The sequence below is a fragment of the Candidatus Palauibacter soopunensis genome (assembly GCF_947581735.1).
GTDB lineage: Bacteria > Gemmatimonadota > Gemmatimonadetes > Palauibacterales > Palauibacteraceae > Palauibacter > Palauibacter soopunensis.
On sequence record NZ_CANPVT010000002.1, the window covers coordinates 287,210 to 310,623 of the forward strand.

General features: G+C 69.6%; 17 protein-coding genes and 1 pseudogene. 11 read left to right on the forward strand and 7 right to left on the reverse strand.

The window, feature by feature from the left end; all coding sequences use genetic code 11:
* Positions 1–10 precede the first annotated feature (10 nt).
* Positions 11–1,168: a sulfite oxidase gene (locus RN901_RS01550; RefSeq protein WP_310755104.1), complete on the reverse strand. Its 1,158-nt coding sequence runs from the start codon at positions 1,166–1,168 to the stop codon at positions 11–13.
* 85 nt (positions 1,169–1,253) lie between these two features.
* Complete coding sequence (locus tag RN901_RS01555; protein ID WP_310755106.1) at positions 1,254–2,696, reverse strand: amidohydrolase family protein; 1,443 nt, start codon at positions 2,694–2,696, stop codon at positions 1,254–1,256.
* 257 nt (positions 2,697–2,953) lie between these two features.
* Here RN901_RS01555 and RN901_RS01560 point away from each other — a divergent pair, with 257 nt between their 5' ends.
* Genes RN901_RS01560 through RN901_RS01570 form a run of 3 tightly spaced genes read left to right on the forward strand, consistent with a single transcriptional unit; the run spans position 2,954 to position 6,433 of the window.
* Positions 2,954–4,096 (forward strand): MFS transporter, encoded by a 1,143-nt coding sequence (locus RN901_RS01560; RefSeq protein ID WP_310755108.1) that lies wholly within the window; start codon positions 2,954–2,956, stop codon positions 4,094–4,096.
* Entirely contained in the window at positions 4,093–5,853 is a 1,761-nt protein-coding gene (locus RN901_RS01565) for an amidohydrolase (protein ID WP_310755110.1), read from the forward strand. Before RN901_RS01560 ends, RN901_RS01565 begins: the two co-directional genes overlap by 4 nt.
* Positions 5,854–5,899: 46 nt before the next feature.
* Entirely contained in the window at positions 5,900–6,433 is a 534-nt protein-coding gene (locus RN901_RS01570; protein WP_310755112.1) for an 8-oxo-dGTP diphosphatase, read from the forward strand.
* A gap of 64 nt (positions 6,434–6,497) precedes the next feature.
* Here RN901_RS01570 and RN901_RS01575 read toward each other — a convergent pair whose 3' ends face one another.
* From RN901_RS01575 to RN901_RS01590, 4 genes are all read right to left on the reverse strand, one after another.
* Complete coding sequence (locus RN901_RS01575; protein ID WP_310755114.1) at positions 6,498–7,337, reverse strand: zinc metalloprotease HtpX; 840 nt, start codon at positions 7,335–7,337, stop codon at positions 6,498–6,500.
* Between the two features lie 80 nt (positions 7,338–7,417).
* The gene (locus RN901_RS01580) at positions 7,418–8,089 is read right to left on the reverse strand and encodes a hypothetical protein (RefSeq protein WP_310755116.1); all 672 of its coding nucleotides are present in this window, start codon (positions 8,087–8,089) and stop codon (positions 7,418–7,420) included.
* A gap of 19 nt (positions 8,090–8,108) precedes the next feature.
* Positions 8,109–9,584 carry a hypothetical protein gene (locus RN901_RS01585; RefSeq protein ID WP_310755118.1) on the reverse strand — a complete coding sequence of 492 codons (1,476 nt, stop codon included), beginning with the start codon at positions 9,582–9,584 and terminating at the stop codon, positions 8,109–8,111.
* 23 nt (positions 9,585–9,607) lie between these two features.
* Positions 9,608–10,828 (reverse strand): hypothetical protein, encoded by a 1,221-nt coding sequence (locus tag RN901_RS01590; protein ID WP_310755120.1) that lies wholly within the window; start codon positions 10,826–10,828, stop codon positions 9,608–9,610.
* Between the two features lie 108 nt (positions 10,829–10,936).
* On the opposite strand from RN901_RS01590, the gene RN901_RS01595 reads away from it, so the two are divergent.
* The 4 genes and pseudogenes from RN901_RS01595 (at position 10,937) to RN901_RS01610 (ending at position 16,862) form a co-directional block, all read left to right on the forward strand.
* A complete protein-coding gene (locus RN901_RS01595) occupies positions 10,937–12,376 on the forward strand; it encodes a serine hydrolase domain-containing protein (RefSeq protein WP_310755122.1) in 1,440 nt (479 codons plus the stop codon).
* 80 nt (positions 12,377–12,456) lie between these two features.
* Positions 12,457–14,226, forward strand: a pseudogene (locus RN901_RS01600) (DUF885 domain-containing protein).
* A gap of 19 nt (positions 14,227–14,245) precedes the next feature.
* Positions 14,246–16,168: a S9 family peptidase gene (locus RN901_RS01605; RefSeq protein ID WP_310755124.1), complete on the forward strand. Its 1,923-nt coding sequence runs from the start codon at positions 14,246–14,248 to the stop codon at positions 16,166–16,168.
* A 34-nt stretch (positions 16,169–16,202) separates the two neighbouring features.
* Positions 16,203–16,862, forward strand: a complete 660-nt coding sequence (locus tag RN901_RS01610; protein WP_310755126.1) for a peptidylprolyl isomerase — start codon at positions 16,203–16,205, stop codon at positions 16,860–16,862.
* Positions 16,863–16,901: 39 nt separating this feature from the next.
* Here RN901_RS01610 and rph read toward each other — a convergent pair whose 3' ends face one another.
* Positions 16,902–17,609: a ribonuclease PH gene (gene rph / locus RN901_RS01615; protein WP_310755128.1), complete on the reverse strand. Its 708-nt coding sequence runs from the start codon at positions 17,607–17,609 to the stop codon at positions 16,902–16,904.
* 37 nt (positions 17,610–17,646) lie between these two features.
* Between rph and RN901_RS01620 the strand changes: the two genes are divergently transcribed.
* From RN901_RS01620 to RN901_RS01635, 4 genes are all read left to right on the forward strand, one after another.
* Positions 17,647–19,317 (forward strand): amidohydrolase family protein, encoded by a 1,671-nt coding sequence (locus tag RN901_RS01620; RefSeq protein ID WP_310755130.1) that lies wholly within the window; start codon positions 17,647–17,649, stop codon positions 19,315–19,317.
* 49 nt (positions 19,318–19,366) lie between these two features.
* Complete coding sequence (locus tag RN901_RS01625; RefSeq protein WP_310755132.1) at positions 19,367–21,223, forward strand: Xaa-Pro dipeptidyl-peptidase; 1,857 nt, start codon at positions 19,367–19,369, stop codon at positions 21,221–21,223.
* 206 nt (positions 21,224–21,429) lie between these two features.
* Positions 21,430–22,536 carry a hypothetical protein gene (locus tag RN901_RS01630; protein ID WP_310755134.1) on the forward strand — a complete coding sequence of 369 codons (1,107 nt, stop codon included), beginning with the start codon at positions 21,430–21,432 and terminating at the stop codon, positions 22,534–22,536.
* Between the two features lie 320 nt (positions 22,537–22,856).
* Positions 22,857–23,411, forward strand: a complete 555-nt coding sequence (locus RN901_RS01635; RefSeq protein ID WP_310755136.1) for a DUF305 domain-containing protein — start codon at positions 22,857–22,859, stop codon at positions 23,409–23,411.
* Positions 23,412–23,414 lie beyond the last annotated feature (3 nt).

Consider the following 23,414-nt stretch of genomic DNA (forward strand, 5'->3'; position numbering starts at 1 on the left):
AAGGGGGCTGTCAGTCGATCACGATGTCCCGGGTGAGCTGTCCGTTGCTCTCCCAGTATGTCCTCTTGTTCACGAGCATCGGGTCGTCCGCCGCCGGCTGGACGTTGCCGTCCGCGTCGATCGCCCTCGAGACGATCGCATGCCGCCCCGGCGTCGCGTCCCATTCCGTGCGCCAGAATGTCCACGTGTGCGGGTCGCCCCGGCCTTCGCCCAGCGTCGCCGGCTCCCACGGCCCCTCATCCACGCGGACTTCGACGGTGGCGATGTCCGCGCCCCACGCCGCCCCGTGAATCGCGTACGCATCGCCGCTCCGCGTGACCTTCGCGGGGACGGAGTTGATGTTCACGCGCCCCACCGAGGTCTCCGTCCACACGGTCTCGCCGTCGCGTTCCTCCGCCCGCAGCGTCACGTAGTCGCGGGCCATGAACTTGCCCATGAAGCGGCGGTCGCGGAGTTCGATCCGGGTCAGCCACTTCACGTTCGCGATCCCGTACCAGCCGGGGGCGATGACGCGCAGCGGGAACCCGTGCGCGGTCGGCAGCGGCTCGCCGTTCACGTCGTACGCGAGGATGATGCCGGGGTCCATCGCGTCTTCGAGCGACAAACTGCGCGCGAAGTTCTGCGTCACCGTGTTGCCCCGGATCTCCTCCTCGCCCTCGTCCGCCCCGAAGAAGACGACCTCGATCCCCGTCTCCTGAACGCCGGCCTCGGTCAGCAGCGCCGCAAGCGAGGTCCCCGCCCAGCGCGCGTTGTGGACGCCGCCGATGAACGAGGGGCGGCCGCGGTTTCCCGAGCACTCCAGCGTGAACACGACCTCCTGACGGGGCCGCGCCCTCAACTCGGCGAGGCCGAACGTCCGCGGCCGGTCGACGAGTCCCCCGACCTCGAGGCTCCAGTCGCTCTCCGCGACGACCGGCAACCCGTAGTGCCCCACGCGGAACATCTGACTGACCGGCGTGATCCAGGAATCCAGCTCTTCCCAGTTCAGGATGTTCATCCGCTCCGTCAGCCCCGGGTGCGGACGCTGAACCCATGGGATCACGGCCTCCTGATCGAATCCGGCGAGCCAGCCACGGAAGATGTCCGTCGGAAGGACCGCAAGCCCGGCGGCCGCCGCGCCGCCCCGGATCAGCACCTGTCGTCGTGGAATCGGGTTTCGCTGGCTCATGTCAGACCTCGCCTCGGGTGGATGGTGTGTCGCAAGCTCGGGTCTGATTAGCCATCGGAGCAAGACATCCACCATGGCGGCAGGCTCAGCGGCCGGGCCTCCACGCGGATTCCTCCGACGCATCCGCCGGCCCGATACTTCCTTCCGCCATCGCAAGCAGCTCGTCCGGCGAATGAAGCCGTCCCCGCGCGAAGACGAACCACACCTCGCGGGCGGCCCGGACATCCTCCAGCGGGTTCCCCCGCACGATCACAAGATCCGCGAACTTCCCTTCCTCGATGCTGCCGAGTTCGTCGTCCACGCCCATCGCGCGGGCCGAATTGAGGGTCGCGATGCGGAACACGTCCGCGGGCGGGACCCCGGCGCGCGCGAACGCGAGGAGTTCGCGGTGTACGGCGAACGGCGACCAGTAGTCTCCCCAGCTCGGGTGATCCGTGCCGAGCGTGATGAGGTCGCGCCCGCCGCCGTCATGGAACGCCTTGAGCGTCCGGCGCTTGATCGGCGACATCTTCGCGAACGACTCGTTCACGGGGCGGGGCGGACGGGCTTCGACGATCTCCCGCATGTACGGCGTCAGGAAGCGGTGTTCGTCCGTCCAGTACTCCGTCATCTCCGGGTCGTGCGGCCCCCAGTAGCCGTAGATGGAGAGCGTGGCGTCGAAGTACGCGCCGTGGCCGACATAGAGATCGATGATGTCGCGGAGCGCGTCCCCCTCGAAATCGTCGAACTCCTGCAGCGAGGCGTAGGCCGTGCGGTCGGCCGGCATCATGTCGCCGCCCAGGAAGTGCTCGACGCGGTCGATGCCCATGAGAATCGCGTCGCGGGGGTTCACCGTGTTCCCGAAACCCGAGTCGAGGTGGGCGGTCACCGTAAGTCCGTGCTCGTGCGCCTGTTCGATGAGCACGGAGAGGTGGTCGGGCCGGATTCCCTTGGCCTTGAAGCCGGCCGCGCCGAGCGACGCCCAGTGGTCCACTTCCCGCCGGATCGAGTCGGGTGTCATGGCGTCGTCGTCCCAGCCCCGCCGCCATGATCCGAAGTAGGGGCCGGAGTTGAGGATCCGGGGACCCCTGCGCTCGCCCCGGTCGATGGCGAGCCGCAGCTCCCGCATGCGGACCGGATCCATCTCGCCGGCCGGGAACGTCGTCGTCACGCCGTTGGCGAGGAAGAGTTCGGGATAGGCGGCCGTCTCATCGACGCGGCCATCGCCGAACAGGTCCACCGCGTAGTGGGCGTGGAGGTCGAAGAACCCCGGAAGGATCGTCGCTTCCCGGTCGAGGTCGATCGTCACCGTGACCGGGTCCGTATCCGCCGATCCGCCGATGGAGACGATCCTTCCGTCGCGGATGGTGATTCCGGCGTTTTCGACGAGGGTTCCGGCATGCACGTCGAGCCAGCGCCCGCCCGTGATCACGTAGGTCGCGTTCTCGTCTACGAGATCGACGAGGTCCATCACGATTCCCTCGCAGCCGGCAAGGGTCACGGCCGGGCCGCCCACTCCGAGGGCCAGAAAGATCCATCGTCGCCGCATCCGCCGTCTCCGAACCATCGATGCACCTCGCGTTCCCTGCGTATCGCCTCGGGTCGCGCGAATCGCGGTCGACCCGACACTCAACATAGATGCGCGCGGGTTCCTCCACGACGGACTCGATCCTGTTACTGTGAGCGGTCACCACGCGGCTGCCATCCGAACCGGATCGGAGTTCGACACTGCACGAACCGAGCGCGGCGCTCGCCAATCCCCCGTCGGGCCTCTCGGGACGCACATCGCCGCGCCCCGCAGTGGTCGTGGCGCTCATCGTCGTCTCGCACACGACGGTGGATGCGTATACGGCGTTCCTGCCGCCGCTGCTGCCGCGGATCATGGACAACCTCGGCCTCTCGATCACGCTGGCCGCGACGCTGTCGACCGTGCTCTCCATCTCGACCGCGCTCCCGCAGCCGGCCTTCGGCTACCTGGCCGACCGGTTCGGGAGGCGCGCCTTCCTCGCTGCGGGGCCGATCGTGGGGGCCGTGTTCATCTCGCTGCTGGGGCTGGCGCCCAGCTTCTTCGTCCTCCTTCTCCTCCTCACGGTGGGCGGACTGGGGTCGGCCGCCTTTCACCCGCCGGGGGCGTCGCTCGTCGCGCGCGCCGGGGAGGGTCGGGGAAGCGGCGTGCGCATGTCCGTCTTCTCCTTCGGTGGGGCGGCGGGCTTCGCGCTGGGGCCGATCAGCGCGGTCGCCATCGTGAGCTGGTTGGGTCTGGCCGGCCTGTGGGTCGCGATGATTCCGGGGGTCGTGCTCGGGATCGCCCTCTGGTTCGGTGCGAAGGGTCGGACCCGGGTGGGGCCGGGGACCCCGCCGCCTCCCCCACTGGAGGTGCTCCGCAAACTCAAGGGGCCGCTCGGTCTCGTGTTCGGAATCTCCGTCGTCGGCTCCTTCGCCCAGAAAGCGGTCCTCACGTTCATCCCGATCATCGCCCACCGCGCGGGCGAGAGCGAGACGGCGGGGGCCGTGGTGCTGAGCATCTACCTGGGCGCCCAGGGCCTGGGGACGCTCGCCTCCGGCTACCTCACCGACCGGCTCAACCGGCAGCACCTCCTGGCCGCGATCAGCGTGCTCGCCGTGCCCACGCACATCCTGGCCTTCACGCTGGCGCCGGCCAGCCCGGCCGCGATCGCGATGGCCGTGTGCGCGGGCTTCCTGAACATGGCGCTGCTGCCTCCGATCGTCGTGGTGGCGCAGGAGATCCTGCCCTCGGGGACGGCCGTGAGTTCGGGCATCGTCATGGGGCTCGCATGGGCCGTCGGGACGCTGGCGATTCCCGTCGTGGGTGGGTTCGCGGACGCGTTCGGGCCCGTCGTCGCGACCGCATGGTCGATGCCGCTCCTGCTGCTCGGCGCGCTCTTCGCAATGCAGCCCTCGCTTCGTCCCTACTGTATGGCCCGATGATGAACCGATCGAATCCATCCGCCCTCGTGTTGGCGGGCGCCGTTCTCGCCGCCTGCGGAGAGTCGCCGCCGGCCGACCCGGCCGACCTGATTCTCGTGGGCGGACCCGTGATCACGCTCGACGCGGAGAGCCGCGTCGCCGAAGCCGTCGCCGTGCGCGACGAACGTGTCGTGGCCGTCGGTTCGACGGGGGAGGTCGAGGCGCTCGCGGGCCCGCAGACCCGCCGCATCGACCTTGACGGACGCGCGGTGACGCCGGGCCTCATGGACGCGCACGTCCACTTCGCGAACGGCGGCGCGAACCGGCTGTACCGGCTCGACCTCAGCTATCCGAACGTGGAGAACATCGCGGACGTGCAGGGCATGGTCGCGGAGCAGGCCGGGCGGCTTGCGGAGGGCGAGTGGGTGCGCGGCGGCGGCTGGGACGAGGGGAAGCTCGAGGAGTTGCGCTACATATACGCCTCCGACCTCGACGCCGTCGCCGCGGGGCAGCCCGTGTGGCTGGCGCACACGATGGGCCACTACGGCGTGGCCAACTCGCTCGCCCTCGACATGGCCGGCATCACGGCGGATACCCCCGATCCGCCTGGCGGCACGATCGACCGCGATGCCGCCGGGCAGCCCACCGGAGTCCTCAAGGAGTCCGCCATGGGTCTCGTGACCCGCCTCATCCCGCCGCTCGGGCCCGACGAGCGGCGCGAAGGCATCCGCGCGCTCGCCGACGCCTTCAACGCCGAGTGCATGACGGGCGGCAAGGATCCCGGGATCGGCCGCCGCACCTGGGAGGCCTACCGCGATGTCCTCGCCGACGGCGACCTCACGGTCCGCATCTTCGCCCTGTGGGACGGCCGCGACGGGACGCTGGCCGAGGTTCGCGCCTACGCCGACAGCCTCGCGGCCTTCACGCGGCCCTACGAGTCGACCGGGGACGACCGGCTCATCCCCGGCGGCGTCAAGCTGTACATCGACGGGAGCGGCGGCGCCCGCACTGCCTGGCTGTACGAGGACTGGAACCGGGAGCGCACGGGGACCGACGCGGGCAACCGCGGATATCCGACGATGGACCCGGATGAACTGCGTCGGCGGTTCCGGGCCTATCACGACGCCGGGCTCCACGTCTCGATCCACTCCATCGGCGACCGCGCGATCGACTGGACCGTCGACAGCTTCGTCGAGGCGCTCGAGGCCACGCCGACCCGCGGGCTCCGGCACGGGATCATCCACTCGAACATCCCCACGGACCGGGCCCTGGACGCGATGGCCGAACTCCAGCGCGAATGGCAGGCCGGCTACCCGGAGCCGTCCCCCACCTTCACGTGGTGGATCGGTGACACCTACGCCGGGAACTTCGGACCCGAGCGAACCCTGCGGCTGAACCCGTTCCGCTCCTATCGGGACCGGGGCATGATCTGGGCCAGCGGCTCCGACTTTTTCGTCACTCCCTACCCGGCGCGCTACGGCGTCTGGGCCTCCGTCGCCCGCCAGCCGCTGCTCGGCGTCTACGGGAGCGACCCCTACGGCACGGCCGAATCCGTCGACGTCGAGACGGCGCTGCGCTCGTTCACGACCTGGGCCGCGCACCAGATGTTCCTCGAGGAGAAGGTCGGAACGATCGCACCCGGCAAGTACGCGGATCTCGCGGTCTGGGACCGCAACCCGCTCACCGTCCCGACGATCGAGCTGCGGGACATGTCGTGCGAGATGACGGTCTTCAACGGCGAAGTCGTCTTCGACCGCGCCGCCGCCCGCACGCCATGACGCGCTCCAGCCGATGCGGTGCGGCCTCGCCGTGAAAGGACAGCAGATGCAAGCTCGACCCCTCGCGACGGAGCGCCCCATCCCGGAGGGTTGGGAGCCGGACCTCCACGCGACCCTTCTCTTCATCGTGCGGGGAGACGAGATCCTCCTCATCCACAAGAAGCGCGGCCTCGGCGCCGGCAAGCTGAACGGGGCCGGGGGCAAGGTCGAACCCGGCGAGAGCACGCTGGAGGCCGCGATGCGGGAATTTGAGGAGGAGCTGCGCGCGCGGCCCGTGGCGCCGCGAAAGGTCGGCGAGGTGGCGTTCGAGGTGCTGAGCGGCATGTCGATCCTGATCCACGTGTTCCGGGCGGACGCCCTCGTGGGAAAGCCGGTCGAGACGAGCGAGGCCACCCCCATGTGGACGCCCGTCGACGACATCCCGTACGACCGGATGTGGGAAGACGACCGCCACTGGCTGCCGCACGTCATCGAGAACCGCCCGTTCGAGGCCTACGCCCGTTTCCAGGGCGACGACATGGTGCACTGCCGCGTGGTCCTTTTCGCCGAAAACGAACGCTTGCCCTGGAAGTTGCCCTGAAGCACCCGCAGCGACCCCGCGCCGGGACGAAACCCGGCCCCGCTTGGCGCCGCGCTGCCGCCGTCTACGTCCGGCCGGCCTGGGCTCTCAGGGCGGCGACCCGCTCCTCTGTTGGCGGGTGGGTGGTGAAGAGGGATGTGAGACCCCGGCGTCGTCCCGCGAAGGGGTTCACGATCGCGAGCGAGGCGCCGGCCGGGTTCACGTTCATCGGGATGCGACGGGCACCGGACTCGAGGCGCTTCAGCGCGCCGGCCAGACCCATGGGGTCGCCCGTGATCTCGCCCCCGGTGCGGTCGGCCTGAAACTCGTTGCGGCGGCTGATCGCCATCTGGATGATGACGGCGGCGAGCGGGGCGACGATGGCCATGACCAGCATGCCGAGCGGGTTGTCGCCGTCGTCGCGGCCCCCGCCGAAGATGAAGCCCCAGCGGGCGATCGAGGCGATCATCGCGATGGCGCCGGCCATCGTCGCCGCGACCGTGCCCACGAGCATGTGCCGGTGCTTGATGTGAGCGAGTTCGTGTGCGATCACGCCGTCCAGTTCCCGGGCCGGCAGCGCACGCAGGATCCCCTGCGTGAAGCAGACCACGGCGTGCTCCGGATTGCGGCCCGTGGCGAACGCGTTCGGCTGCGGCTGCGGCGAGACGGCCACGACCGGCGCGGGCAGGCCCGCCCGCTTCCGTAGCCGCTCCACCCGGTCGTAGAGGTCCGGCGCCTGCGCCCGGTCCACGACCTGCGCCCGGTACATGCGCAGCACCACCCGGTCGCTGAACCAGTACATCCCGAAGTTCATGGCCGCCGACAGCACCAGGAACAGAACGGCGCCCTGCTGCCCGAACAGCATCTGGCCGGCGAACACCAGGAGAAACGTCAGGCCCAGCATGAGGCCGAAAACTCTGAACATCAGCGAACCCTCTCTATCTCACGCTCCGGACCGACTCGTCCGTCGCTCGTGGTACTCCTACACCCGGGACGCCAAGTGGGTCACGCGTCCGCCGCGAGCAGGTCGCAGAAGACGAAGCCGTCCCGTTCGACCACCTCACCGCGCGCGACCGGGATCGGTCGGGGCAGGATCGGGCCGTCCCACACGAAGGTATGGAACTCTCCGTTCTCTCCGCATGGATCCACGTCCTCCGGAAGGTCGGCGACGAACGACGCGTCGAAGGCGCGGCCCGCGAAGGAGGCGTCCAGCACCGCCGGGTTGATGCACACCGCGACGGCCTCGAACCCATCCCGGATGAAGGAACGCGCGAGCGCGGCGGTGGGTTGCTTCCAGATCGGGAACAGACATTCCAGCCCGGAGGCTGCGAGTTGCCGTTCGCGGTATTCGCGAAGGTCCTCCAGGAAGATGTCTCCGAACGCCACGCGACGGATTCCGTCCTCGTAGACGCGGTCGAACGCCTCTCCCATGGCGCGTTCGTAGATCTCGTTGGAGGACTGCGGGGGGACGACGACCTCCACCAGCGGGACGCCCATGGCCGCCGCCTGGTCGCGCACGAGCGCGCGTCGCACGCCGTGCATGCTCACCCGGTCGTAGGCGTCGGTCACGGTCGTGATCAGGGTCTCGACGGTGTAGGTCCCGGACTGCCGGAGCGCGTGCAGGGCCAGGGCGCTGTCCTTGCCGCCGCTGAAGCACATCGCGATCCGTCCCTTCACCCGACGCTCACCCCAGCGGTCACTCCAGGACCGTCGCCTGGAACGCCCCCGTGAGGACACGGCCCTCGCGTTTCACCTGCACCCAGATCGTGTACTCGCCCGGCTGCGGGAACGCGAACGGAAACTCGACCACGCCGGCGGGAGCATCCGTCCCGCCGCCCGCCATCGGCGACCCGTCAGGCGCGAGCACCGAAAGCGACCCCATCGAGATCGTGCCCGCGGGATGCAGGTGCACGAACACGGCCCCGTCGTCCCGCGTGAGCGCGGCGTGGCTGAGCATTCCCATGTAGGGCTCCAGCTCGGCCGGCTTCTCGTCCGGATCCCAGAGCCTGAAAGTGAGAACCGTCTCCTCGTCGACGCGAAGTTCCTGATCCCCCTGCCATTCGAGGATCGAACCGTCGTCCAGTCGCGTCTCCGAGCCCGGCCCGGAGAGGGCGACGGGAACGCCCGTCCATGCCGAGTCGTCCGGGTCGCGCGGCAAGCCCGCTGCCTCCTCCGAAACCCCGAGCGCCGCCGCGTCCACGGTGATCGTGTCGACGACCGTCTGCGCGAAGCCGGACTCCTGCACGATGTCGCCGTAGATGCGGTACTCGCCCGGCGGCAGGTCCGGCCACGGGACGCGGAAGGTGGACGAGTCCACTGGGACGGGGTGCACGTGCGCGAACGCGTCCATGCCCGGCGCGCCGACCACGAACATGTGCATGAGCTTGCCGTGGTCCGGCACGAGCGGGCTCCAGTCCCGGCCCCGCCAGCCGGGATCCGTGATCGCGATCTCGAGCGCGGGCGTCCCTCCGTCGCGCACGATCGCGCCCTCCACGGCGAGGCGCTCGAAGATCCCGCTGCGGACCTCCCGGTCGACGGCTGCCCACCACGCGTTCCCCACGTAGACGAGGCCCGCCATCCCCACGGCGGTGAGGGCCATGGCGAGCCGGGCGCGGCGACGCTGCCGGGAGCCCACCGCCTCACCGGCCGGGATCTGGCTCTCGCGCACCGCGGCCCCCGTAATCGACACGACGCCGGCGACGAGAAGGAGCCCCAGCGCGGCGAGGATCCACCCGAGCCCCGGCGGCAGGTCGCGCACGCCGAGCATGACCGAGGTCACCGGAACGGAGACCTGGCCGCTCCCGCGGCTCCCCTCCACCGCGACCTCGACCCGGTACGCGCCCACCGTCATGAGCCACAGTTCGGCTGCGTAGAGTTCGGGGTCGCCCGCCACGGGCACGGCCTCGTCGGGGGGCGGTGCCCCGCCTTCCGGGGACGCGTCCCAGCGGACGGGGCGCACGGTCACGAGATCCGCCCCGCCCCCCGACACGCGGACGGAGATCTCCGCCAGCCCCGGAATGACCTCGGGGGGACGGATGACGACGGACACGGAGTAGGGGCCCGCCTCGCCCGAGAAGAACACGTTGTTGCTCCCGACATGCCCCGTCGCCACGACGTACAGCCCGACGACGAACGCCGCCGCCCGCGTCAGCCGAACAGCCCCACCGCGCATCGGCCGGGCGGACCGGCTGCACCTCACCGGCGGACGCGCAGCCACCAGTTCCCCAGCCACAGGCCCGAGCGGGCCGAGACGAACGCGACCGGCAGCGCCCACCACGCCGCGGCCAGGAAGCCCGCGGCCGAGAACTCGCCCCCGAGGAACTGGCCGCCGTGCCAGAACACGTCCTCCCAGGCGCCCGGCGCGGCCGTGTAGCCCCACGTGTTGCCCTGGAAGAAGTAGTTCCGCGCCCCCTCCGAGAGCATGAAGTCGGCGAAGAACCACTGGATTACGCCGAAGATGCCCACGAAGGCGACGCCGCCCACGGCCGCGATCCGCCAGTCGGCCGAGGCCCGGTCGGGCGCCTCTCCCGGCGCCGAATGCCGCCGCAGCAGGAGGTCGATCGCGATCGCCGGCACGAACAGGAGGAGCGGAAACTCCGGCGCCACCATGTGGGTGACCGGGCGGAGAATCGGCGCCAGCATCGGCTCCGCCGGAAAGAGCGGCAGCACCCACATCATCGCCAGCGAAACCGCCGTATAGAGCAGCGTCGCGCACGTCGCGGGCCAGCGCATCTGCCCGGCCCGGCCGATGGCGAAGAGAAGGACGGGGAAGAGCGCCGCCATGATGAGGTGGAACGTCGCCCCGTGCATCTGGTTGGGGAACGTGTACTCCATGAGCAGCACGGAGAGCGACAGGATCAGCATCGCGGCGCTGAACACGTACGCCCACGCGAGCTTGCGCCGGCCCGTCTCCGACGCGCGGTTGTGCCACGACAGCGCCATCAGCAGGGCGCCGACCTGGATCGCGTAGATTCCAAGCGCGAGGACGACGTGGGGCGGGCTCAGGATCTCGACATCGAGCCCGTACGCGTTGTGCCACCAGTCGTCGAGCGGCGCGGACGCGAGCATGGCGATCGCGCCCCAGATCGCCACCCAGGCCCCGAGCGGCGCCCGGAACCCCCACAACCGCACGGAACGCCCCACTTCCCCGTCCGTCCCGGAGAACGTCGTCTTGAGCGCGAGCCACCCGCACGACAGCCCCGCCGCCAGCCCGCCCGCGTAGACCAGAATATGAGCGGGCGTGAAGAGCGTGTCCCGACCGATCGTCCGATGCCAGGAGATGTCCCACGTGATGCCCACGATCACGGCCGCCGACGCGAACAGGACCGCGCTCAGATACCACGGGATGCTGTCCGCCGACTCCGCCGCGCCCTCGCGTTCCGCGAAGACCGAGGCCGGTGCCACCGTCGATTCCATCGAAATCCTCTCTCCGGCGCCTCGCGGATCACGAACGCCGAGCTATCGACACGTTTACGCTGCCGTCCGAAGATAGGTCTGGTTCAACCGAGATGCAGGAGATTCAACGTGAGACTGGAGAGATTTGCGGTCCTCGCACTTGGGGTCGCCGGTTGTGCCGGGCCAGACCCGGCGTCGGACCCCGCCGCCCCCGATTCGTCCCCTGCCTCCCTGGCGCCGGACCAGATCGACGCGATTCACGCGATCGCCTCCGCGCCGATCGAGGCGGGCCGCACCGCCGGCATGTCGATCGCGGTCGTGCGGGGGACGGACACGCTCCTGATCGAGGAGTTCGGTCACGCCGACCTCGAACTCGGCGTGCTCACGCCGCCGGACGCCGTCTACGAGGTCGGATCCGTGACCAAGCAGTTCACCGCGGCGGCCGTCCTCCTCCTGCAGGAGGAAGGGAAGCTCTCCCTCGACGACCCGCTCACGAGGTGGCTGCCCGACTACCCCCTCGGCGACCGGACCGTCACCGTCCGCCGACTCCTCGACCACACGTCGGGCATCAAGGGCTACACCGAGATGGAGCACCTCTGGGTCGAACTCGCCCCCCTCGACCTGCCGCGCGACACCCTCGTCACGCTCTTCGCCGCCGAGCCGTTCGAGTTCGAACCCGGCACGGCGATGACGTACAACAACTCGGGCTACTTCCTCGCCGGACTCGTCATCGAGGCGGCGAGCGGGATGAGCTACGAAGCCTTCGTCGAGGAGCGACTCTTCGGCGAGGCCGGGATGGAGAACTCCCGCTACTGCCACAAGGACGAACTCACCCCGAACCGCGCGAAGGGATACGAGCCGGGGGACGACGGGCTGCACCCCGCCCCGTACCTGGACCACCAGTGGCCCTACGCCGCGGGATCGCTCTGCTCCACGGTGCGCGACCTCGTCGCCTGGAATCAGGCCCTCCACGGAGACGGCGAGGGTGGCGAGATCCTGAGCCCGGAGAGCTACCGGCTGATGATCACGCCGGAGCCCCTGCTCGACGGCACCGACCTGCGCTACGCGAAGGGCCTTTCGGTCACGGATCGGGACGGGACCCCGCGGATCGGGCACGGCGGCGGGATCTTCGGCTACGTCTCCGACCTCCGCTACGTCCCGTCCGAGGACCTGTCCATCGCCGTGCTCATCAACACGGCCGGTGGTGCCTCCTCCGGCGGGATCGCGGGCCGGATCGAAGATGTCGTGCTCGGGGAACTCGCCGAGCCCGCCGCGACTCCCTTCGAAGGCGATCCCTCGCCCTACGCCGGCCGCTACGAAGGCCCCGCCCGGGGCCAGCGCATCACAGCGACCGTGGCGGCGGAAGACGGACAACTGACGATCGCCACGGGAGGCGGCGACCCGGCCACCCTCTCGTGGCTGGGCGGCGACGAGTTCGCCGCTGGGCGGACCCTCTACAGCTTCATCCGCGGAAGCGATTCCGAAGGCGCCGCCGGCGGGGCCTCCTTCGATGAACTTCGGATGGACGTCGTATCGGGACACTTCGTCCTGCGGAGGGTGACGCCATGACCGATCCACGAAACCTCGCTCGCAGCGCGGGACGCGTTCTCACCGGAGGACCGATCCTCGCCGTCGCCGTTCTCGCCGCCATGTCGGCCCCCTTCGCCACGTCCGCTGCGGCGCAGGACCTGGCTCCGCTCGTCGGCGCGCAGACGAGCGAACTCGCGGCCGTCGTCGAACGCTACAGCACCGACCGGACCGCGCTCGGTCGCCGCTGGAACGTCTCCTACTCGTCCGAGCGCAACGCGCGCTTCCGCGACTTCTTTTCGGGCTGGCAGCGGGAGATCGACGCGCTCGACTTCGAGGCGCTGAGCCTCGAGGGGCGCGTGGACTACGTCCTCCTCCTCAACGAACTGCGCTACCAACTCGACCTCCTGACGCGCGAGGCGGGGCTCGCCACCGAGATGGACGGGTTCATCTCCTTCACCTCGCTCATCGTGGATCTGGAGGAACGCCGGCGCCGCCGGGAGCCCGTGGAGTCGGAGTCCGCCGCGGCCCGTCTCGCGGAACTTCCGGCCGAGATCGAGGCCGCCCGCGCCGAGGTCGAGGCCCGGCTCGAAAGCGGAGAAGACGTGTCCCGGATCGTCGCGCTGCGGGCGGTCACGGCGCTGGCCGAGCGCACGCGCCTCCTCGAGGACTGGTACGAGCACTACGCCGACTACGACCCCGTCTTCACCTGGTGGAACGAGGATCCGTACACCCGCGCGAAGACCGCGCTGGACGGCTACGCGACCTTCCTCCGCGAGACCGTGATCGGCTACCGGGCGGGCGAGGACGAACCGATCGTCGGCGACCCGATCGGGGCGGAGGGGCTCGCCGCGGACCTGCGCCACGAGATGATCCCGTACAGCCCCGAGGAACTGATCGCGATCGCCGAGCGGGAGTACGCCTGGTGCGAGGCGCGCATGATCGAGGCGTCGCGCGAACTCGGCTACGGCGACGACTGGCGGGCGGCGCTGGAGTACGTGAAGACGCTGCACCGCGACCCCGGCGACCAGCCGCAGATGATCCGCGAACTCGCCGATGAGGCGCTCGCCTTCGTCACCGAGCGCGACCTCGTCACCGTCCCCCCGCTTGCGGACGAGATCTGGCGCATCGAGATGATGTCCCCGGAGCGGCAGAGGGTGTCCCCTTTCTTCCTCGGCGGGGAGGTGATCTAGGTCTCCTTCCCCACGGACGGCATGGAGCACGAGTACAAGCTCATGAGCATGCGGGGGAACAACGAACACTTCTCCCGCGCGACCGTCCACCACGAACTCATTCCGGGGCACCACCTGCAGGGGTTCATGACGAGCCGCTTCAACTCGCACCGCAGGGCGTTCTCCACGCCGTTCTGGGGCGAGGGGTGGGCGCTCTACTGGGAGATGCTGCTCTGGGATCTCGGCTTCCCGTCGACCGCCGAGGACCGGATCGGGATGCTGTTCTGGCGCATGCACCGCACGGCCCGGATCATCTTCTCCCTCTCCTTCCACCTCGAGCGCATGACCCCGCAGGAGGCGATCGACTTCCTCGTGGAGCGGGTGGGGCACGAACGGGCCAACGCGGAGGCGGAGGTGCGGCGGAGCTTCAACGGCTCCTACTCGCCGCTGTACCAGGTCGCCTACATGATCGGCGGGCTCCAGATCCGGGCCCTGCACGAACAGCTCGTGCAGTCGGGGGAGATGACGAACCGCGCCTTCCACGACGCGATCCTCAAGGGTGGCCGGATGCCGGTGGAGATGGTGCGCGCGCGCCTGCTCGGCGAGGCGCCGCCGAAGGACTTCGAGTCGGAGTGGCGCTTCGAGGGCGACCCGCTACGCCGCACGACCTCGGAGGAGCCGACCTCGAGCGGACCGAACCCGCGGGAGACCGCACACTGACGCGCTGAAAGGACGACCCATGGCTCGCGACCCGCATACGACGGTGATCACCGGCATCCTCCTCGTTCTTGGCGCTGCGGCCAGCGGCGGAAGCGAGTTGCACGCGCAGAACGGCGGCGAGGAGGGCGCCCTCTCGATCGACCAGCTCCTCTCCATCGAGTCCGTCGTCGGGGGCGCGCCCGCCTGGTCGCCGGACGGCTCGGCGATCCTGTTCGAGTCCGGGCTCACCGGCGGGCTCATGACCCTGTCGCCCGAAGGCGGCTTTCCGACGCGCGTGCCCGTGGACATGGGCAGTTCCGGCCACTTCCTCAGCTCGCAGATGCCGGCCTGGTCGCCCGCCGGGACGTGGATCTCCTACGTGTCGGACAAGAGCGGCGCCCCGGAGATCTGGCTCTGGTCGGCGCGCGACGGTGCGGACGTACAGCTCACGGATCTCGGCGCGCGGATCAACTCGATGAGCTGGTCTCCGGACGAGCGCTCGATCGTCTTCGCTGGCGACCGGTACGGGAACTACGACATCTGGAAGGTGGATGTCGCCACGCGCCGCGTGGACCGCCTCACCGAGGACAAGCGCTACGACGTCTTCCCCACCTGGACGCCGGACTCCCGCCACATCCTCTACGTCCGTCTCGACGATGCGTGGGAGGACCACGACGTGATCGAGGTCGACGCCACGGGCGGCAGCCCGCGCACGGTGATCGAGGACCGCGACTTCTTCGACTACGGGGCGGGCGCGACCTTCGGCTACGCGAGCGTGTCCCCGGATGGAGGCTCGATCCTCTTCCGCTCGCACCGGAGCGGCTGGATCAACTACTGGCTCGCGCCGCGGGATGGAGGAGACCCGCGCCCGGTCGCCCCGGCCGAGGCCGACCAGAGCGCCGCCGCGTGGTCCCCCGATGGACACTGGATCGCCTACACCGAGAACCACAACGGGCACCACGACCTGCGCGTGGTATCGGCGGATGGGGGCGAGCCGCGGGTGCTCGTGTCACCGAAGAGCGGCGTCGCTTCGAGCCCCTCGTGGTCTCCGGATGGCCAGGCGATCGCGTACCTGCAAGAGGATCTGCTGAGACCGCGCGACCTCCACGTCGTGTCGCTGGAGGACGGGAGCAGCCGACGGCTCACCGCCTCCATGCCGGCCGGCAACTTCGGCGACCGGCTCGTCGCGCCGGAGAAGATCCGCTACGAGAGCACGGACGGGTACTCGATCCCGGCCTATCTCTACCGGCCGCCGGGAGCCGCGTCCGGGGACGGCCTGCCGGGCGTCATGTGGATCCACGGGGGTCCCACGTCGCAGTTCCACGACACCTTCCAGCAGCATGTGCAGTTCTTCGTCCAGCGCGGGTACGTCGTGCTGCTGCCCAACATCCGCGGAAGTTCGGGCTACGGGAAGGATTTCGCCGACGCGAACAACGGCTGCTGGGGGCACTGCGACCTCGAGGATGTCGTCGCGGGCGCCGACTACCTGCGGGCGCTCCCGGAGGTCGACCCGGAGCGGATCGGGATCACGGGGACGAGCTACGGCGGCGTGATGAGCATGTACGCGGTGGCCTTCGCGCCGGACGCCTTCCGCGCGGCGATCCCGGGCTCGGGCTACACGGACTGGGTCCACTTCTACCACGGCGAGAACGAACTCCGGCACATCAAGCTGCTCGACCACGAACTGGGGCCCTTCGAGACGAGCGAGGACGTGTGGAGTCACAGTTCGTCGATCTCGCACGTCGCCGACGTCTCCACGCCGGTCCTCCTCGTGCACGGCGTGGGCCGCTATCCGGGCTCCGACCAGTCCGAGATCTTCGCGCGGGCGCTGGAGAACTACTACAAGCCCTTCCAGTACAAGACGTATCCGAACGAGAACTACTACGTGTACGGGAAGGCGAACCGTCGCCAGATGCTTCTGGACATGCTCGACTTCTTCGAGCAGTTCCTCAGCGGCGAATGACGGCGCGCCACGTCGGAGCGGACGGCGGCCGGGAGTGAGGACCCGCGCCCGCGCCATGCCGCTCCTTGCCGCGACGATCCTCGTCTCCGGCTGCGAGCGCGTCGAACCCGTTCCGTCCTCCGACGTTGGGGCGGATGCCATCGCTGCCCGAGCCGCGGCGGAAGCCGGCCCGGTCGAAGTGGCGGTCGAGACGAGCCAGGGGGAGTTCGTCATCGCCGTGCACCGCGAGTGGGCGCCGCTGGGAGCCGAGCGGTTCCTCATCCTCGTCGAGTCCGGCTACTACGATGACGCCCGCTTCCACCGCGTCGTCCCCGACTTCATCGTCCAGTGGGGTCTGGCCGGCGACCCCGCCCTCACCGCCGAGTGGATGAACGCCTACATCCCCGATGATCCCGTCGTCGCCTCCAACACCCGCGGCCGCATCGCCTTCGCCTTCACCGACCCCGGAACCCGCGCCACCCAGGTGTATATCAACCTTGTGGACAACGTGCGGCTCGACTCGACGGGATTTGCCCCGTTCGGCGAGGTCGTGAGCGGGATGGAGGTCGTGGATGCGCTCTACTCCAGCTACGGAGAGAACTCCGGCGGCGGCCTCCGCCGAGGCGACCAGACCCGGATCGTCGCGGCGGGCAATACCTACCTCGACCGCGAATACCCCCTCCTCGACCACCTCCTCCGCGCTGTCCGCCGCTGACCCGGCCCCCCGGCGCGGCGCGACAGTCGCCCCGAAGCTCTAAGGGGTTGCCTTCTGCAGTTGGAACAGTCCGGCTGCGCCCGCGGCGCCGAGGCGGAGGAGGTCGTCGAGTTCGGCGCGGGTGAAGGGGGCTCCTTCGGCCGTTCCCTGTACCTCGACCAGGCGTTCGTCCTCGAGGTAGACGAAGTTGAAGTCGACGTCAGCGGCGGCGTCCTCCACGTACTCCAGATCCAGTCTCGGCTCGCCGTCCACCATGCCGGCGCTGATCGCGGCGACCCACTGGCGGAGCGGGCTGGCGCTTAGCACACCCTCCGCCACCAGGTGCTGGAAGGCCATCTCGAGCGCCACGCAAGCGCCCGTGATGGAGGCCGTGCGGGTGCCGCCGTCGGCGACGAGGACGTCGCAGTCCACCGTCACGGTCCGTTCACCCAGCGCCGTCAGGTCGACGGCTGCACGTAGCGAGCGGCCGATGAGGCGCTGGATCTCCTGCGTGCGACCTCTCGCGCCGCGGCGCTCGCGGCGGGTTCGTTCCGACGTCGCCCGGGGCAGCATGGCGTATTCGCCCGTCACCCAGCCGCCCCGGCCTTCGCGCCACGGGGGAACGCTCTCCTCGACCGAGGCCGTGCAAAGCACGCGGGTCATCCCCATCGTGATCGTGCACGATCCCTCGGCGAAGGGGGCGGTTCCCGTCTCCAGGGTCGTGGGTCGCAGGGCGTCCAGCGCCCGCCCGTGTGGACGTGCCGGCATGGGGCAGCCTCGGTCGAAGGTCGAAAAGGGAGAACCGATGAACGTCGAACGCGTTGAGAGTATGCCGGCCGCGATCCCGCTGCGATGGCGGATCCCCGCGGTGTGTCTGGCGCTGGCGGGTGCGACGGCAGCGTGCGCGCCCGGCGACGCCCCCGAAGCGGAGGCGGAGATCGTCCCGACGAGCGTGCTGTTCACCGGGGCGACAATTCTCGACGGATCCGGCGAACCGTCGTTCGTGGCCGATGTGGCGGTGGAGGGCGAACGGATCACCTTCATCGGCGATGCCTCGGACGCGGAGGTGGCGACGCGGGATACGGTCGCGCTCGACGGCCTCCTGCTCACGCCCGGCTTCATCGACATGCACAGCCACATCACCGTCATCACCGTCGGCGAAGCGTACGGGCTCGGGGCGGTCGAATTCCTCACCCAGGGCATCACGACCGGCGTCATCGGCGTCGACGGCTCGAGCAGCACGGATCTCGCCGCGCTCTACGCGGACCTCGAAGAGTCCGGCGTCGGCAAGAACATCATCTCCTACATCGGTCACGGTTCCGTCCGTTCGGCCGTCATCGGCATGGACGACCGAGACCCCACCGCGGGAGAGCTCGACGAGATGAAGGTGCTCGTCCGACAGGGAATGGAGGACGGCGCCTTCGGGCTTTCCACAGGTCTCTTCTACACGCCCGGCTACTACGCGGAGGCCGACGAGGTGATCGAACTCGGGCGGGTCGCGGCGGAGTACCCGATCGGCGGCGAGCACGCCCCCATCTACGACACGCACGACCGGGATCTCGGCGCGGCCTACCAGGGGATCGGCTACCACGATTCGATTCGCGAGGCGATCCACATCGGGGCGGAGTCCGGCCTCCGCACGATTTTCAGCCACTTCAACGCGCAGGGGGCCGGCCTCTACGGACGAGCCTCGGAAGGCGCCGCGATCATCGACTCGGCGCGCGCCGAGGGCCTCGAGGTGGCGGGCGCGCAGCACGTCTACACGTCCACGATGTCGAGTCTGCGCGCCTATACGATCCCGCGCTGGGCGCAGGCGGGCGGTCCGGAGCAGATGGTGCGCCGCTTCGCGAACCCGGATACGGCCCGGATCCTCGACGTGCAGACGATGGAAATGCTCGAGATCCGCGGCGGGCCGGAGAAGATCGTGTTCGCCGACGCGAGGCCCGAGTTCAACGGCAAGACGCTGGCCGACGTGGCCGCCGAGCGAGGATTGCCCGTCCCCGAGGCCGTGCGCGAGATCATGTCCGAGTCCAACCCCTGGGTGATGAACCGCGAACTCTACGACGTCGAGAACACGCGCTACCTCGCGACGATGCCGTGGATGATGACGTGCACGGACGGCGCCACGCCCGCGCCGGGCGCGGAGATCGTGCATCCTCGCGTGTACGGGGGCTTCCCCAAGAAGATCAGGGATTTCGTGGACCGGGACGGCGCGATCGGACTCCCGTTCGCGATCCGGAGCATGTCCGGCCTCGCCGCGGACTTCCTGCGGCTGGACGATCGCGGCTACATCCGCGAGGGGCTCGTCGCGGACATCGCGGTCATCGACCCGGAGCGGTTCACGGACTGGGCGACCTACGAAGATCCGCACCAGTTGTCCGAGGGCGTCGTGCACCTGCTCGTCAACGGCCGCTTCGCGATCCGCGACGACGAGGTGACCGGCGAACTCGCCGGCCGCCCCCTGCGGCGCCCCTGACGGCCACGCACCGCCCACCGCCACCCACTGACAGATCGGGAGCCAGCCCATGATTTCGTCGCGCTTCGCCACGCCCGCCGCGGCCCTTCTTGCGTTCGTCCTGCTTCCGTCGGCGGTCGCCGCGCAGGCGGGGCTCGTGATGGAGGACGGGCAGGCGCAGATCGTGCCCGCTTTCGCGGATTCGTCCGCCTGGATCCGGCATGAGCTGTGGGTCGAGACCGAGTTCGACTCCGATGGCGACGGGCGGCCCGACCGGGTGCACCTGGATGTGACGCGTCCGGCGCAGACCGACAGCGAGGGGATGAGGGTGCCGGTCATCTACGAGACGAGCCCCTACTACTCGGGCGTCGCCGGCATCGACTTCGCGCACTTCTGGGATCTCCGCCAGGAGGTGGGCGGCGAGGCCCCGCCGCGCGATCCGTTCCCGGCCACGATCCAGCACATCGAGAGCCAGCCCCGGATCTCGAACTCGCACGTCGCGACCTGGGTGCCGCGAGGGTTCGCGGTCGTCCACTCGCAGTCGCCGGGGACGGGCCAGTCGCAGGGCTGCCCGACGGTCGGCGGCGCGAACGAGTCGCTGGCGCCCAAGGCGGTGATCGACTGGCTCAATGGCCGGGCGCGCGGCTTCACGAGCGTGGACGGAGACGAGGAAGTCGACGCCTACTGGGCGACCGGAAGGGTCGGGATGACGGGCACCTCCTACAACGGCACGCTCCCCCTGGCCGCCGCCACGACGGGCGTGGAGGGGCTCGAGGCGATCATCCCCATCGCGCCGAACACGTCCTACTACCACTACTACCGCTCCAACGGGCTCGTGCGGTCGCCGGGCGGTTATCCGGGCGAGGACATTGACGTCCTGTTCGACTTCATCTTCAGCGGCTTCCCGGAGGTCCGCGACTACTGTCTCGCCAACGTGCGCGACGAGATGACGGCTCGGCTGGACCGCGCCACGGGCGACTACAACGACTTCTGGGCGGGCCGCGACTACCTGAACCAGGTCGATGGCGTGAGCGCGGCCACGCTCATGAGCCACGCCTTCAACGACTGGAACGTCATGCCCGAGCACAGCTACCGGATCTCGGAGGCGCTCGGGGAGCGGGGCGTGCCGCTGCAGATCTACTACCACCAGGGCGGGCACGGCGGGGCGCCCCCGCTCGAACTCATGAACCGGTGGTTCACGCGCTACGTGGTCGGCGTCGAGAACGGCGTGGAGGAAGACCCGGCGGCGTGGATCGTGCGGGAAGGAGACGACCGCGCGGAGCCCACGCCCTACCCGAGCTATCCGCACCCCGAGGCCGACGGCGTGACGCTCCGCCCAGGTGGCGACGGACACTGGACCGGCACGCTCTCCCTCGACGATGCGGGCGCCGGGACCGGTGCGATCATCGACAACTTCGCGTTCACCGGCGATCAGCTGGCCGCGGCGGAGTGGTCGAGCCACCGCCTGCTGTACGCGACGCCGGAACTGCGCGAGGACGTCCACCTGTCGGGCGTGGCCACAGTCCGCGTGCGGATGTCGGCGGACGCGCCCGCGGCCAACCTGTCCGTGTGGCTGGTGTCGCTGCCGTGGACGGAGAGCGGAGAGATCAACGACAACATCATCACGAAGGGATGGGCCGACCCCGCCAACGCGGGCGCCGAGGACATCGCCTCGCCCCGGACCGGCACGCCGCTCGCGCCGGGAGCGTTCGTCGACCTGGAGTTCGCGCTTCAGCCCGACGACCAGATCATCTCGGCCGGAGCCCGCATCGGCCTGATGATCTTCTCCAGCGACAAGTTCTTCACGCTGCACCCCGACCCCGGCACGACCCTGACCGTCGATCTGGGAGAAACCCGCATCGCGCTGCCCGTCGTGGGCGGGAGCGCTGCCCTGCGGCGCGCCCTGGGCGTCCCCGCGTCCGAGTAGCCCCTGCGGATACAACCCTCGGTCGAAATGGCGCCTCTTACAGAATGAGGCCGCCATGCGGCGGACAGTCGGTCAACATCACCGATGTCTCAACCGGAACGGGAACCATGCGCGCCTGCGGAAGCTTGCTTGCTGCCGGAGTCCTCAGTTGCGCGGCCATCGGCTGCGGCGGCGCTCACTCCGAACCCGACGATCAACCCCCGAACGTGGTTCTGGTCTCCGATTCCGCGGGTATCACGAACATCGCCCTGGGCCGGGTGGAGGAGCTGTCGGTACCCCTCCTGGACGCGAACTTCGTCTTCTCCACCCGCGATCTCGGGATCGAATTGTTCTGGGTCGGTGATGCGGTGCTGCTTGGAAACGACGGCTTCGCGCTCGCCAACACCGGTTCGAGCGAGGTGTTCCTCTTCGCCGGCGACGGTTCGATCGCGGCTCGGGCAGGCGGGCAGGGTGAAGGGCCGGGGGAGTTCAGCGACATCACCACCCTCCTCGCCACGGAAGAGGGGTTCCTGGCGTATGACGCGCGGCTGACTCGCCTCACCGAGTTTTCGGCCAGCGGTGAGTTCCTCACGTCGTCCCTGCTTTCCGCCCAGAGCGCGATCGTCGACCTGAGGCCGCTCGCGCGAGATGCGGCCGGGAACCTGGTGGCGATCCTCGGAGAGCAGCGATTCTTCCTCCCGGAGGGGATGAAGAGAGATACGACTCCGCTTCTTTCGTTCACGGATCTCGAGACCGAGCCGGACACGATCGGCATGCTGCCCGCCAAGGAATGGGTCTATGGCGGCTTTCCCGGTGGCGGGATGACGCGCACCGAACCGGCAGTCGGGCGGGACATCGTGGCCGGCGGCTTCCGCGACCGGGCCCTGATCGGGGACAACGACATCCTCAGCCTCTCCGTCTACGCGGCGGACGGGCGTCTGACGCGTCTGATCCGGGGTTCGGGCGGGGGCCGGCCGGTCACGACCGAGGAAATCGAGGCATGGAGGGCGGAACGGCTCGCACGCAGAGGTCCGGACGCCCCGGACTGGTACGTGGAGTTCGCCGCCAACGCCCCCTACCGGGAGACGCACCCCGCCTTCCACTCGGCGGTTCTCGGGCCCGACGAGATGGTTTGGATCGGGCTCGCGGCGCGGTCGGGAGAGGACACGAGACGCTGGCTCGTCATCGGCCCCGACGGACAGCCGCGGGGCCGGCTGGATCTTCCCGCGGAAGCGAGCGTGCTGGCCATCGATGCAGAGCGCTTCGTCGTCCTCCAGCGGAACGCCCTCGACGAGGAGGAGGTCAGACTCTACCGCTACGGCGCGGGCCCGTAGCGCCCGCCTCCCGTTACGCGCCACCGCCCGGGCACGAACCGGCCCCGCCGCGATCCGTTGCGAAACCGTTCAGGATTGTATTCGTACGCCTGATTCGGTATGCCTGTTCGGCAGATTTCATGCCGGACAGCCCCTCGGTAACGGACGTCACCACGCGGCGAAGCATGAGGACCCACCACACAACGCACGTCACGCGCGCCATGCGCGTTGCACTCCTCGGCTTGCTCGCGGTCGTGCAGGCGTGTGCCAGCGCGGGGTCCGGTGGCCGTCCGGCGGAGACACCGACTCGCCCGAACGCGGTCCGCCCGGATGCGGCGCGCGTGGCCGAGCTCGAGGCGATCTACCGGGCGCGCGCGGAAGCCGCCCTCGAGGGCGCGCACGAGGCGGACATCCGCTTCATGACCCACATGATCCCGCATCACGCGCAGGCTCTGGTCATGGCGGGCTTCGCTCCGGAGGCCGGCGCGAGTCCCTCGATCCGGACGCTGTGCGCGAGGATCATCAACGCGCAGACCGATGAGATCGCGGTCATGAGCCGCTGGCTCTCCGACCGCGGCCTCCCCGTGCCCGACACCGGGGACATGCGGGGTCACGGGGAAGGGGCCATGCTCATGGCCGGGATGCTGACCCGCGAACAGCTTGCGGAACTCGAAGCCGCGCGTGGCCCCGACTTCGACCGCCTCTTCCTCCGGTACATGATCCAGCACCACCAGGGCGCCGTCACGATGGTTCGGGAGTTGTTCGCCACCGATGGCGCGGCGCAGGACGACTTCGTATTCAAGCTGGCCTCCGACATCCACGTCGATCAGGCCACGGAAATCGCCCGCATGGAAATCATGCTCGAGGCGCTCGCCGCGCCGGAGCCGGGCGGCTGATTC